10 protein-coding genes and 1 tRNA gene are annotated in these 12,427 nt (G+C 64.5%); 3 read left to right on the forward strand and 8 right to left on the reverse strand.

What is annotated here, in order from left to right:
* Positions 1 to 4 precede the first annotated feature (4 nt).
* Both AAFN88_RS10255 and AAFN88_RS10260 read right to left on the reverse strand, forming a co-directional pair.
* Positions 5 to 91: transfer RNA gene (locus tag AAFN88_RS10255), tRNA-Leu, on the reverse strand.
* Between the two features lie 312 nt (positions 92 to 403).
* On the reverse strand, positions 404 to 1,258 hold the full coding sequence (locus tag AAFN88_RS10260) for a LysR family transcriptional regulator (protein ID WP_347520203.1): 855 nt from the start codon (positions 1,256 to 1,258) through the stop codon (positions 404 to 406).
* Between the two features lie 155 nt (positions 1,259 to 1,413).
* Between AAFN88_RS10260 and AAFN88_RS10265 the strand changes: the two genes are divergently transcribed.
* Together AAFN88_RS10265 and AAFN88_RS10270 are read left to right on the forward strand one after the other, a co-directional pair.
* Positions 1,414 to 1,848, forward strand: a complete 435-nt coding sequence (locus tag AAFN88_RS10265; RefSeq protein WP_347520204.1) for a globin domain-containing protein — start codon at positions 1,414 to 1,416, stop codon at positions 1,846 to 1,848.
* A 386-nt stretch (positions 1,849 to 2,234) separates the two neighbouring features.
* Positions 2,235 to 3,035: a glucose 1-dehydrogenase gene (locus AAFN88_RS10270; RefSeq protein WP_347520205.1), complete on the forward strand. Its 801-nt coding sequence runs from the start codon at positions 2,235 to 2,237 to the stop codon at positions 3,033 to 3,035.
* A 117-nt stretch (positions 3,036 to 3,152) separates the two neighbouring features.
* Here AAFN88_RS10270 and AAFN88_RS10275 read toward each other — a convergent pair whose 3' ends face one another.
* The 3 genes from AAFN88_RS10275 to AAFN88_RS10285 form a co-directional block, all read right to left on the reverse strand.
* Entirely contained in the window at positions 3,153 to 5,270 is a 2,118-nt protein-coding gene (locus AAFN88_RS10275) for a methyl-accepting chemotaxis protein (protein WP_347520206.1), read from the reverse strand.
* Positions 5,271 to 6,053: 783 nt separating this feature from the next.
* Positions 6,054 to 8,177, reverse strand: a complete 2,124-nt coding sequence (locus AAFN88_RS10280) for a methyl-accepting chemotaxis protein (protein WP_347520207.1) — start codon at positions 8,175 to 8,177, stop codon at positions 6,054 to 6,056.
* Between the two features lie 568 nt (positions 8,178 to 8,745).
* On the reverse strand, positions 8,746 to 9,480 hold the full coding sequence (locus tag AAFN88_RS10285; RefSeq protein WP_347520208.1) for a TerC family protein: 735 nt from the start codon (positions 9,478 to 9,480) through the stop codon (positions 8,746 to 8,748).
* A 113-nt stretch (positions 9,481 to 9,593) separates the two neighbouring features.
* On the opposite strand from AAFN88_RS10285, the gene AAFN88_RS10290 reads away from it, so the two are divergent.
* Entirely contained in the window at positions 9,594 to 10,574 is a 981-nt protein-coding gene (locus tag AAFN88_RS10290; protein ID WP_347520209.1) for a zinc transporter ZntB, read from the forward strand.
* Here the strand turns inward: AAFN88_RS10290 and AAFN88_RS10295 are convergent.
* The 3 genes from AAFN88_RS10295 to AAFN88_RS10305 all read right to left on the reverse strand — a co-directional run bounded on the left by AAFN88_RS10295 (position 10,571) and on the right by AAFN88_RS10305 (position 12,416).
* Positions 10,571 to 10,777 carry a hypothetical protein gene (locus AAFN88_RS10295; RefSeq protein WP_347520210.1) on the reverse strand — a complete coding sequence of 69 codons (207 nt, stop codon included), beginning with the start codon at positions 10,775 to 10,777 and terminating at the stop codon, positions 10,571 to 10,573. The genes AAFN88_RS10290 and AAFN88_RS10295 overlap by 4 nt on opposite strands.
* 128 nt (positions 10,778 to 10,905) lie before the next feature.
* Positions 10,906 to 12,021, reverse strand: coding sequence for an AbrB family transcriptional regulator (locus AAFN88_RS10300; RefSeq protein WP_347520211.1), 1,116 nt, complete (start codon positions 12,019 to 12,021; stop codon positions 10,906 to 10,908).
* Positions 12,021 to 12,416 (reverse strand): hypothetical protein, encoded by a 396-nt coding sequence (locus AAFN88_RS10305; protein ID WP_347520212.1) that lies wholly within the window; start codon positions 12,414 to 12,416, stop codon positions 12,021 to 12,023. The genes AAFN88_RS10300 and AAFN88_RS10305 overlap by 1 nt, the downstream gene beginning before the upstream one ends.
* Positions 12,417 to 12,427 lie beyond the last annotated feature (11 nt).

A 12,427-nucleotide genomic window follows, 5' to 3' on the forward strand; every position in this document is an offset into this window, starting at 1 on the left:
AATGTGGTGCGGGCGGCGGGACTTGAACCCGCAAGGCCTAGTGGCCGGCAAATTTTAAGTCTGCTGCGTTTACCAATTTCGCCACGCCCGCGAAGCAATGGCTTCAACCTATAGGTGGTTGCGGATGTTGCCGCAACATTCTGCAACATCGCGATCGTTGATCCGCGTGAAGATCAATTCCTTAAGCGGATTGGAGTTTCTCGAAAACCTCCTCTTCCTATCCACACGCGGGAAATATCCGCTAACATACTGATTTTCAATTAAATTTTAAGTCTCGTATATCTACCAATTCCATCAAGCGGGCTTGAGCCATCGAACGGGCAGGCCCTTCTTGTGCCCCATGGCGGCCTCCGGAGGCAAGGGCGGGCGAGGGGCATGTCCGGTCGGGCGGCCGGGTAAGGTCTCACGCGGGGGGCTGGAAGGCGGCCTTGAAGTTCTCGCGCAGCCAGCGGATGGTGGCCTGGATGCGCTGCGATTCCACCGTATCGGGGTGGGCGTGGAGGTGCAGGCTGCGCACGAAGTCCGGCGCGCCCTCCTGGACGCGGACCAGCCGCTCGTCGTCGGCGGCCAGGCACATGGGCAGCAGGCTCTTGCCGATGCCCTCGCGCACCGCGGAGAGCATGATGCCGGCGTCGGTCGAGGTCACGCGGACCTTTTCGCCGCGGCTGCGCAGCTTCTTGTGGGCCCGGGCGATGGAGGGCCGCATGGCGTCCTCGTCATGGAAGGCCACCCAGCCCAGTTCGTCCGGGTCTTTGCCGCGCGCGCAGTAGACCGCATAGGGCACCTCGCCCAGCTTGATGGCGAACTCGCTCTCCTTGGGCTCGACCTCGAACCACAGCGACAGCGTGGCCTCGCCGCGGGTCTGGGCGCGCGGGGTGAGGGTCATGATGCGCAGGTCGAGGCGCGGGTTGGCCGCCAGGAAAGGCGCCATGACGCTCCGCGCCAGGCGGTCCAGGGTCCAAGCGTTGCCCAGCAGGCGCACGATGCCGACCGGGCCTTCCTCGTCCGGGGTCACGGCGTCCTTCAGGCGGTCGATGCTGCGCTCCACCTCCAAGGCCCGGGCGATGGCCGCTTCGCCGGCGTCGGTGAGGGCGAATCCGGTCTTGGAGCGGACGAAGAGGATGACCCCCAGGTCCGCTTCCAGGGCCGAGAGCCGCCGCCCCGCGGTGGACTGGTCGATCCCCAGGGATTGGGCCGCCTGGGTGAGCGAGCCCATGCGGCTGATGGCAAGTGCGACTTTCAGGTTATCCCAGTCCATTCCTGGCCTCCGGGGAACATGCGAAGCTGCATTTTCCTTGTGCGGTTTCGCGGGTTCAAGTCCGCAGCTTGTCTCTGTATCCCTTTCACGACGCTGTGGCGAGTGACCGCTGGTCACGGCGCAGCAGCGGTTGCAACCCCGGAGACACGCCGCCGATGGCCATGAGCAGTGCGGAAAGGGAGCTGGTGCAGGGCGGTTTCCGCAAGGTGGCGGACAGAAGCCAGGAAGCGGCGGACCGATTCTACACCCATCTCTTCGAGATCGCGCCGCAGACGCGCGCGCTTTTTCTCAACGACATGGAACTGCAGGGGGCCCAGTTCATCAGCAAGCTGGGGCTCATCGTTGCCGAGCTTCAGAACTTCGAGGGGCTGCGGCCGGTTCTGGAGGACCTGGCCCTGCGCCATGTGGCCTACGGCGTGCGCCCGGAGCATTACCCGTCGCTGGGCAAGGCCCTGACGCGGATGCTGGCCGATATCTTGGAGGACGACTACACGCCGGCGGCCGAAGCGGCCTGGACCAAGGCTTATGGCGAGATATCGCGGGTGATGATCGACAGCGCCTACAGCCACAGCGTTTCCCTGGGGCCGTGATGAGTCCGCCGGGCGAAGTTTGTTTGAACCGGTGGCGAGGCAGCCGCGACATACGGGAGGACAGGCGGCTCTGCCGCTATCGGTCCCGCTTGGCGGGGCAGGGATGGCCGCTGCCGCTGCCTGTGCCGCTCTCGCTGTTCCCCTATCCGGGGGCGCCTGGGCGTGATGTAAAGATGACGGGTTGACCAGGGCTCTCCCACCCCTTCACCCAGCCCGTCATTCGTCCCGCGGACCGCAGCCTCATCCACCCCTGGGTGCGGTCCGCGGGGCAACCCTCCCGCAGCCTCCCGGCCGTCTCCGGGCGCCTGCCTTCCCGATCCCGGCTTCTAAGAGGCGCCGTCTTCTCTTATGAAGGAGGAGGGGGCCAGGCGGCGAAAGGAGAAGTCATGGTGGGACGTCTCGAGGGAAAAGTGGCCGTGATCGTCGGCGCGGGCTCCTCCGGGCCTGGCTGGGGCAACGGCAAGGCGGCGGCGGTGCTCTTCGCGCGGGAAGGCGCCAAGGTTTTCTGCGTCGACATTAACGCGGCAGCGGCGGAGGAAACCGCGGAGATCATCCGCGGGGAGGGGGGCGCCGCGGAGGCCTGCCGCGCCGATGGCGCCGATGCCGGCGATGCCGAGGCAATGGTGGCGCGCTGCCTGGAGGTTTTCGGGCGAATCGACGTATTGGACAACAATGTCGGCATCCTGGAGGTCGGCGGGCCGGTGGAGACCAGTGAGGAGAGTTGGGACCGGGTCCTCGACGTGAATCTCAAGTCCATGTTCCTGGCCTGCAAACACGTCATCCCGGTGATGCTGCGGCAAGGCGGCGGCGCGATCGTGAACATCGGTTCCATCGCCGGCATCCGCGACACTGGGGTACCCTATATTTCCTACTCGACGAGCAAAGGCGCAGTGGTGCCTTTCACGCGATCCATCGCGATGCAGTATGCCGGGCAGGGCATACGCGCCAACGCGGTGCTGCCGGGCCTTATGAACACACCGATGATCGTGGAGCCCCTGAAGGAGGCCTATGCGCAGGGCGATGTCGAGGAAATGATCCGCAGGCGCGACGCTCAATGCCCGATGGGAAGAATGGGCGATGCCTGGGACGTCGCCTACGCCGCCCTGTTCCTCGCCTCCGACGAGGCCAAGTACGTCACGGCGGCGGAGTTGGTGGTCGATGGCGGGATAACCGCCAAGTTCTCGTAAGGCCGTAAGACCGGAAGGGGCAGCCGGCGATGATCGCTGGCTGCCCCTCCGCTCTCAGGGTGGCTTGTCGCCAGGGCCGGTGGATCGCCGTCGGCGATCCACCGGCCCTGATCTGCTCTAGGCAGCGCGGATGCGGGCGAGGAACTCCTCCACCTTGTGGTTCAGTTCCACCGACTGCTGCGACAGGCCGGTGGCCGCCTCCAGGGCCTGGCGTGCGGCAATACCGGTCTGCTCCGCCCCTCTGTGAACATCTGTGATGTTCGTGGAGACTTCCTGGGTGCCGGCCGCCGCCTGCTGTGTGCTGGAGGTGATCTCGGCCACGGCTGCGGTCTGCTCCTCGATGGCCGCGGAAATCGACCCGGCGATCTCGTCGACCTTGACGATGGTCTCCTTGATGCGGCTGATGGCCTGCACCGCGGAGCCGGTGGTCGACTGGATACCGTCGATCTGCTGTGCGATGTCGCCGGTCGCCCTGGCCGTCTGCTGGGCCAGGTTCTTGACCTCTGACGCCACGACCGCGAAGCCCTTGCCGGCTTCTCCGGCGCGGGCCGCCTCGATGGTGGCGTTGAGCGCCAGCAGGTTGGTCTGCTCGGCGATGTCCGAGATCAGCGTGACCACCTCGCCGATCTTCTGCGCGGCGCTCGCCAGTTCCCGAACCACCGAATCGGTCTGTTCGGCCTCCGTCTTGGCGTCGCTGGTGCTTCGCGTCGACTCGGTGACCTGGCGGGCGATCTCGTTGATCGAGCTGGCCATCTCCTCGGAAGAGGCGGCCACCGTCTGAACGCTGGCGCTGGCCTGCTCGGCCGCGGCGGCAACCGCCGTCGACCTTCCGGTGGCCTCTTCGGCCGCATTGGACAGGTCCTGCGCGGAGGACTTGATCTCCCCGGAAGCGGTGGAGACCGAACCGACGACCACTTTCACCGAGGCTTCGAAGTCGTCGGCGAGTTTCATCATCGACTGACGCTTCTCCTCCGCGGCCTTCTTTTCCTGCTCCGCGCGTTCGGCGGCCATGCGGTCGACCTCCAGCGCGTTCTCCTTGAAGACCTGGACGGCCTTGGCCATGGCGCCGATTTCATCCTTCTGGTGCTGGGACGGGATGTCGATGGTCTTGTTGCCCTTGGCCAGTTCCACCATGATGGAGGTCATGCGGTTGATCGGGCGGGAGACGCTCATGCCGATCAGCCAGGCAAAGGCGATGCCGAGAACGATACTGACCACGGAAAGGATGGTGTCGAACGTCTCGGCTGCCTCGATCGCGGCGGAAGCGCGGGGCCCGATCGTGTCCTGACGGTCTTTGACCGAGAGCTTGTAGCCCTCGATCGCCTCGGCGACGGACGGGCCGATCTGATCGAGCCGGTCGCTGATGACGGCGTTGCGCTGGTTGATGGCCTGATACACCTCGCCGAGGGACTTGCGGTAGGTGTCGACCTCCGCGATCACGCTTTGGGCAAGCTGCCGGCGGTGCGGATTCTGCAGGCTGGCCAGCAGGTCGCCGGAAAGCTCGGCCAGGCGGGCGAGTTCCTCGGTTGTCCGCTGATATGAGGATTCCTGGTTGTCGACCAGGAATTTCGTGGCGTAGAGGCGTGCCAGCAGGAGATTGCGCAGGACCATGCCGGCCGTGAAGGCGGCCTGGGCATCGCCGTCGTTGTAGGCGCTCTCCATGATCGCCGTCAGGTCCCCTTCGGCCTGCGGCCCGACCTTGTCCAGAGAATCCTGAACGATCTGGTTCCGCTTGTCGTTCAGGGCGACGACGTTCCCGAAACTGGCGGTGTATTCCTGAATTTGGGCCTTCATGCCCTCCAGCAGGGCGCGCCGGTCGGGATCTTCGACCAGTTCCAGGGCTTCATCGATCATCGCTTCCGTTTTGGCGGCGAAGTCGATGACGGCCTGCTTGTCCGCGTCGGACTTCGTGATAACGAAATCCTTCACGTTCATGCGGGTCATCAGCAGGTTCGCCTGCACCCGGCCGATGGCATTGGCTTGGCGGGCGAGGGTCCGGTATTCGGTGAAGGAGTCGTTGGTCGCGTCGAGCGAGTAAATCGACATGCCGCTCAGAATGCTCAGCAGCAGCAAGATCACGCCGAAACCCGTGAAGACCCGGGTCGAGATCTTTATGTTGTTGACGAAATTCAGCATCCCGCCGGTGCCTGGGCTCTTGACGTCGGCGCTGACGGCTGCGGTGGGCTCGGACTGCCCATCCTTGTCAGAGTCCTTTGCGTGCTTCTTGCTCAACATTTGCGACTTTCCTCTTTCTCATCAGCTATCTTGAGTGTTTCGAACAAGCCGCCACCGGTCCTCTCGGGATGACCCTCTCCGCGGCATCTTGCGCTTTCTCATGCTCTTCGGGGCCGACCTTGAGGTTGTGCTTCGGGCAAGTATTCGATCAAAGAGATTGCTTGCTACACGAAATGATTGGCGCCGATGATCATAGCAATGAGCTTTTCTCCCTAAAAAACGATTACCTGGTTTGCGTGTGATCTATCTGGAGTAGTTCTTGTTCTCTGCGAATTCAGGGGAAAGAGGACCATCTCATTGATTGAAATATGGATATTTGCGAGAAGCACACGTGTTAATGGATTAAGACGTATAGTTTTTTTCTTTAACCCCGTTTGATTTGCGCCACTATTTATTGAAGTAATAATCGAGAAGACCACTAAGGGTTTTGACGGTTCCGCCGGCTGAGAAGGCGCGCAAGACGGCTGGGCCGCGACGGTGATTGCCGCAGCCCATGTCTTGCTTGTGGCGGGAAGAAAACCGGGAACTGAAGAACGACCTTGGGCCGGCCGTTTCGCGTGGAGCCGGGCAGAGCGGACGTCGGTAACAAGGCCGCTCGGAATGCCGAACGCCCGCTCCTGAGAAGCGGCGATCTCTACCGGGCGCCCATCTCAATCGGGCGCGCCTGTGCGGGGTTTTGCGCGCTGAGGCGCCGGCCGCCGGCAGGTTGCGGCGGCCTGGCCTAGACCGGGTTTACAGGGCCGGTGGATCGCCTTCGGCGATTCCAGCCGACCCTGATCTGCTCTAGGCGGCGCGAATGCTGGAAAGGAACTCCATGACCTTCTGGTTCAGTTCGCCCGAACGCTGGCTCAGCCCGGTGGCGGCCTCCAGGGCTTGGCGCGCCGCGGTGCCGGTCTGCTCCGCCCGTTTGTGAACATCGGTGATATTCGTGGAGACTTCCTGGGTGCCGGCCGCCGCCTGCTGTGTGTTGGAGGAAATCTCGGCCACCGCCGCCGTCTGTTCCTCGATCGCCGCGGAGATCGACCCGGCGATTTCGTCGACCTTCACGATCGTGCTTTTGATGCGGGCGATGGCCTGCACGGCGGAGTCGGTGGTCGTCTGGATGCCGTCGATCTGGCTCGCGATCTCTTCGGTGGCTTTCGCCGTCTGCTGGGCCAGGCTCTTGACCTCGGACGCCACGACCGCGAAGCCCTTGCCGGCTTCCCCGGCGCGCGCCGCCTCGATGGTGGCGTTCAGGGCCAGCAGGTTGGTCTGCTCGGCGATGTCCGAGATCAGCGTGACCACCTCGCCGATCTTCTGCGCGGCGCTCGCCAGTTCCCGAACCACCGAATCGGTCTGCTCGGCTTCGGTCTTGGCGTCGCTGGTGCCTTGCGTCGACTCGTCGACCTGGCGGGCGATTTCGTTGATCGAACTGGCCATCTCCTCGGACGAGGCGGCCACCGTCTGAACGCTGGCGCTGGCCTGTTCCGCCGCTGCGGCGACCGCGGTGGATTTGTCCGTCGCCTCCTCGGCCGCGTTGGTCAGATCCTGCGCGGAGGACTTGATCTCCCCGGAAGCGGTGGAGACCGCGTCGACGACCACTTTCACCGAGGCTTCGAAGTCGTCGGCGAGTTTCAGCATGGACTGGCGCTTTTCTTCGGCCGCTCGTTTGTCCTGCTCTGCGCGTTCGGCGGCCAGGCGATCGACCTCCAGGGCGTTCTCCTTGAAGATCTGGACGGCCTTGGCCATGGCGCCGATTTCATCCTTCTGGTGCTGGGCGGGAACCTCGATGGTCTTGTTCCCTTTCGCCAGTTCCACCATGACCGAGGTCATGCGATTGACCGGGCGCGAAACGCTCAAGCCGATCAGCCAGGCAAAGGCGATGCCGAGAACGATACTTACGACCGAGAGCCCACTGCCGACGAGGCTCGCCTCGTCGATCGCAGTCGAGGTGCTGTCGCCTATCGCGCCCTGGCGTTCCCGCAGGGAGAGATTGTATTCGTCGATCTGCTGGGCGATGGCTGGACCAATGCGGTCGAGCTGTTGGCTTACGACGGCGTTGCGCTGTACGACGATGGCGTAAACCTGATCGAAGGCGTCGCGGTAGGAGGCGATCTCCTCGATCACCGCCTGGGCCTGCCTGCGGCGATGCAGGTCGGGAAGGCCGGCCATCAGTTCGGCCGTCGACTGATCCAAGGCGCCAAACTCTTCCATCACCCGCTGGTAAGTGGTTTCCTGATTGTCGACCAGAAAGGTCGCGGAATAGAGGCGCGCCAGCAAGAAACCGCGCAGAACGTTGCCCGCCGCGAAGGAGGCTTCCACGTCGCCGTCGTCGAAGACGCTCGCCACCAAGGCGCTCAGGTCTTCCTCGATCTTAGGTCCGATCTGGTTCAGCGCGCCGTCGACGATCTCGTTGCTGCGATCGTTCATCTCGGTGATGTTCTGGAAGTGACTGACGTACTCTTCCATCTGCGACTTCATGTTCGTCAGCAGGGTCCGCCGGTCGGGGGCTTCAACCAGTTCCAGCGCCTGGTCGATCAACGTCGCGGTCTTGCCCGCGTGGTCGAAGACGCCGTTCTTGTCGTTGTCGGATTTCGTGATGATGAAATCCTTCACGTTCATGCGGGTCATCTGCAGACTCGCCTGAACGTGGCCGATCGCGTTGCCCTGACGCGCCAGAGCACGGTACTCGGTAAAAGCGTCGTTGGTCGCGTTGAGCGAGTAGACCGACAGCCCGCCCAGTGCCCCCAGCAGCACCAGGATTACGCCGAAGCCGGAGAATACGCGGGTCGAAATCTTGATGTTGTTGACGAAGCCGAGCGGACCTGCGGACCCTGAAGCCGCCGCGCCGCGCCCGGTGCCGGCGGTTTTGGCGGCGGCAGGCCGCGCTTCGTTTGCGGAAATGCCAGATTGCTTCTTGCTCAACATAGTGAGGCTCCCCCTTTTCCCAAGCCCGAACTGTGCCTCCGACCCGCCGCTGCCGGTTTTGCCGCGGACGTTCTCCAGACAGGGTTTTCGCCTTCTGCTCCGGAGCGGCGCCTTGGGCTGTGAGCCGGCGAAGTTCCCCGGTGGGCTGGTTGTCTGATTCTGGAGAAAATCTATCTATAGAGGCCGCATTGATGACCCACTCTTCTTAAGAAACGATTATCCTGGGCCGTAAAAATCGCGCGGAAGTAGCGGTTGGCGCCTGTCTCCCAAGAGGGCTCTTCTAAGAGGCTGAAACAAAAGGAATTCACTGCGGCGTTTTCTCTTGTCGGGCGCGAAATGAAACCTGGAAAATCTTCTCATTAGTTGATGGGCGCCCGAAATTTCGCCATCCGATAAAGAAATCGTGAGTTCAAATTCAATCCGTGAGGGAGATGTAGATCAGATTGCGGGCCTGTCTTCGGGACGCCGCCCCAGGGCGGGGAAGCGCCCCGATCTACTCCAGAGGTATAGAGCAGGTTCACAGGGACGGTGGGTCGCCTTCGGTGCTTCCGGCCGGCCCTGATCTGCTCTAGCCCGCGTTTTCCCCTGTCTTGCGGCGCCGCCTGGTGGCAGCCAGGTTCAACAGCTCGACCATCAGCGAGAAGGCGATGGCGAAGTAGAGATAGCCGCGCGGCACGTGGAAGTGCAGGGCGTCTGCCACCAGGGCGACGCCGATCAGCAGCAGGAACGACAGCGCCAGCATCTTCGTGGTCGGGTGGCGTCGGATGAAGCCGCTGATCGGTGTCGCCGCGAACATCATGACCGCGATGGCGATGACCACGGCGGCAACCATGATCGGCAGCTTGTCGGTCATGCCGACGGCGGTGATCACCGAGTCGAGCGAGAAGACCAAGTCTATGGCCAGGATCTGGGCAATGGCCATGGCGAAGGAGGCGGACTTGCCGCCGGCGGCGTTCTCCCCCGCCGGCCCCTCGACCGTGTGATGGATCTCCGACGTGGCCTTGGCCAGCAGGAAGAGGCCGCCGCCCATGAGGATGATGTCGCGCCAGGAAACCGGCAGGTCGAAGATCTCGAAGATCGGCGCGGTCAGCTTGGTCAGCCAGACCAACCCCGCCAGCAGGGCGATGCGCCCGAACAGCGCCAGGCCGAGTCCCAGGCGCTGGGCCAACAAGCGGCGGTGCTCGGCCACTCTTTCGGTTATGATCGACAGGAAAATGATGTTGTCGATGCCGAGGACGATTTCCAGGAAGGTCAGGGTCAGGAGGCTGGCCCAGATATCGGGATCGGCAAGCCATTCGGGCATGGGAGGGGCTCCATCTTTCGCGTCGGCGGGGATGGTAACAGCCGGCTGGACGGAAGGAAGGCCTTTCTGGGCGCGAAGCGCTGCGTGGAAGGTGGGACAACAAGGGAGGCGGCATGAGCGACGGATCAAGCGGCGACTGGAGTTTCATCAGCGTCTTCGACGGCCGGGGCGGGGCCCGGCGGGAGTCGGCCGGCGCTTACGATCACGCCACCGACGAGGTCTGCTGGGCGCACCTGCAGCGCACCTCCGCCTCGGCAACGCGTTGGCTGGCCCAAGAACGCGGCATTCCGCCCCTGGTCCGCCAGGCATTGACCGCCGAGGAGACGCGGCCGCGCTGCACGCCGCTGGAAGGCGGACTGCTGCTGATCCTGCGCGGCGTCAACCTAAATCCGGATTCCGATCCGGAGGACATGGTCTCGATCCGTATCTGGACCGACGGCCGCCAGCTTCTTACCGTCTGGCTGCGCCGCCTGCTGGCGGTGACCGACATCGACGAAATGCTGGACCAGGGGCGCGGCCCGAAGAATGTCGGCGAGTTCCTCGCGCTGCTGGCGGACCGCTTGGCGGCGCGCATGGAACCGGTCATCGCCGAGATCGACGACCGGATCGATGCCCTGGAAGACGAAGTGCTGGAGAGCTCCAGCCCGGAATTGCGCGAGCGCCTGGCGAACGTGCGCCGGCAGGCCATCCTGCTGCGCCGCTACTTCGCCCCGCAGCGCGAGGCGCTGCTGCGTCTGGCGGGCGACCAGGAGGCGACGCCCTGGCTGGACCAGCGCGAGCGGCATCTGCTGCGCGAGGCCGCGGACCGCATCACTCGCTATGTGGAAGACCTGGACGCCGGTCGCGAGCGGGCATCCGTCGTCCACGATCAGTTGGCGAACCGCATCTCCGACGAGATGAACCGCGGCATGTACGTCCTCTCGGTGATCGCCGCGGTCTTTCTGCCGCTGGGCTTCATCACCGGACTTCTGGGGATCAACGTCGGCGGCATTCCCGGCGTCGAATCGTCTTGGGCTTTCGCCGCGGTCTGCCTGCTGCTCGCCGTCATTGCGGGGCTGGAGATCTGGCTGCTGCGCCGGCTGAAGTGGATCTAGTTGGCGGCCAAGGCGCCGCTGCGGGTGGCCGCATGGTCCATAAGGCCGTCGGCGTGACGCATCATCTCTTCCATGGACAGGCTCCGCAGAGGGTCTTCGCCCGTCTCGGGCTCGGCCGGCCCGAAGATCTCGAGGTCGAGCAGGAACCACAGCGGCGCCACGAGAAGCAACGCCAGTAAGACGACCAGAAGACGATCCGACATGAAAGGGCCCCGCTGCTGTCCAGCATCTCCCGGCTTGCGGATGCTGTTGATCGCAGCCTGCCGGGTCGCGGGTGACAGCGGTGTGTCAAGAAACGGGCGGCGATCAGGCCCGGTCGCAGGGAGAAGCTTCAGTCCTCGCCAGGCGCGGGCACGCCGCGGCGGCCGATCAGGCGTGCCGGCAGCAGCCGGAAGACCAGCGGCGTGCACACCACGATGAGGAAGATCCGCACGATGTGATGGGTCGCCACCAGCGCCGCATCGATCGACAGGGCCAGGGCGATGAGGCTCATCTCGGCGACGCCGCCCGGGGCATAGGCCAGGAAGATGCCGATGGTGGGCAGGCCGGTGACCGGGTGCAGCGCCACGGCGAAGAGCAGTCCTCCGGCCACCAGAATGACGGTGCTGCCGATCGAGGCCAGGATCGTGTGCCCGACCAGCTTCATGCTCACGCCGGCGAAGCGGCAACCGATTGTGGTGCCGACCACGACCTGCGCGGCGGCGACCAGTTCGGTCGGCGGCTTGGCTTCGGTAAGGCCGCTCATGTGGAAGGCGGCGGAAAGAAACATGGGGCCGAGGACGGCGGCGGCCGGCAGGCGCGCCAACCGGGCCAGCATGAAGCCGGCAACGCCGCAGAAGGTGAGAACCAGCATGTCGAAGAGCTGGGCGTCGACCAGCGGGATGCCGGCACTGGTCCGCGGGCCCGGAGTGTAGCCGAAGGTGATCTGCATCAGGAAGGGCAGGGCCAGCACCACCAGCAGGATGCGCGAAGTATGGGTGAGGGAGATGACCCTCTCGTCACCGCCATTCTGGGCGCCGGCCAACACCATTTCGGAGAGGCCGCCCGGCGCTGCCGAGAAATACGCGGTGATCGGATCGTAGCCGGCGACTTTGCGCAGGAAGAGGGCGACCGCTCCTGTCGCCAGCGCGGTGTAGGCGGCAAGACCGATCAGCGAGATGGTCCAATCCCCCAGCCGGTCGAGGATTTCCGGTGCGAAGCCGCTGCCCAGCATCACCCCCAGGACCGCCATCATGGCGAGGCGGAAGAGGACGGGCAGCGCGACCGGCAGGCCGGCCATGGCGGCCACGGTGGTGCTGAGCATGGCGCCCAGCATCCAGGCCAGCGGCACCTGAAAGTAATCGGCGACCCAGCCGCCGCTGGCGCCGATCGCCAGCGCCAGCAAAATTTTGTGGAGCGGCGGCCAGCTCCGCGTCGGCTTCGTGATCGGTCGGGCCTGCTTCGCCATCATCCGACCTCCCGGCCGAGGCGCACCGCGGTGGCGCCGGCTTGAGGATGGGCCACCGGCATGACGAGGATGCAGTTGTCGTAAGGCGTGACCACCGGCGCGCCGCGATCGAGGGCGATGACCGTGCCCGCCTGAGCCAGCACGTCCATGCCGCGGAAGGGCCGCACGAAAGTGAAGTCGTTGCTGGCCGCGGTGACGCGATCCGTTACCTCGATGACGCGTTGCGGCGCCGGGGTGCAGTCGATGCCGTGGCCGGCGACGCCGAAATCGAAACTGTGGACGTAATCCGGCGTGACGTGGCCCGGGCCGGGAAGATTGGAGCTGTCGTCACCGCGGCGCCAGCCGGAGATGTCCGGTGGCGTAAGGTCGAAGGCGGGTGGCGGCAGGGTATCCATGCGGTGCATCA

The organism is Pelagibius sp. CAU 1746, assembly GCF_039839785.1.
Classification (GTDB): domain Bacteria; phylum Pseudomonadota; class Alphaproteobacteria; order Kiloniellales; family Kiloniellaceae; genus Pelagibius.

What these genes read in the sequence shown, in the direction of transcription:
- AAFN88_RS10285 (WP_347520208.1), bottom strand. Translation starts at nt 9,480, where the DNA reads ATGCCCGAATGGCTTGCCGATCCCGATATCTGGGCCAGCCTCCTGACC.
- AAFN88_RS10260 (WP_347520203.1), bottom strand. Translation starts at nt 1,258, where the DNA reads ATGGACTGGGATAACCTGAAAGTCGCACTTGCCATCAGCCGCATGGGC.
- AAFN88_RS10295 (WP_347520210.1), bottom strand. Translation starts at nt 10,777, where the DNA reads ATGTCGGATCGTCTTCTGGTCGTCTTACTGGCGTTGCTTCTCGTGGCG.
- AAFN88_RS10280 (WP_347520207.1), bottom strand. Translation starts at nt 8,177, where the DNA reads ATGTTGAGCAAGAAGCAATCTGGCATTTCCGCAAACGAAGCGCGGCCT.
- AAFN88_RS10300 (WP_347520211.1), bottom strand. Translation starts at nt 12,021, where the DNA reads ATGGCGAAGCAGGCCCGACCGATCACGAAGCCGACGCGGAGCTGGCCG.
- AAFN88_RS10305 (WP_347520212.1), bottom strand. Translation starts at nt 12,416, where the DNA reads ATGGATACCCTGCCGCCACCCGCCTTCGACCTTACGCCACCGGACATC.
- AAFN88_RS10290 (WP_347520209.1), top strand. Translation starts at nt 9,594, where the DNA reads ATGAGCGACGGATCAAGCGGCGACTGGAGTTTCATCAGCGTCTTCGAC.
- AAFN88_RS10265 (WP_347520204.1), top strand. Translation starts at nt 1,414, where the DNA reads ATGGCCATGAGCAGTGCGGAAAGGGAGCTGGTGCAGGGCGGTTTCCGC.
- AAFN88_RS10270 (WP_347520205.1), top strand. Translation starts at nt 2,235, where the DNA reads ATGGTGGGACGTCTCGAGGGAAAAGTGGCCGTGATCGTCGGCGCGGGC.
- AAFN88_RS10275 (WP_347520206.1), bottom strand. Translation starts at nt 5,270, where the DNA reads ATGTTGAGCAAGAAGCACGCAAAGGACTCTGACAAGGATGGGCAGTCC.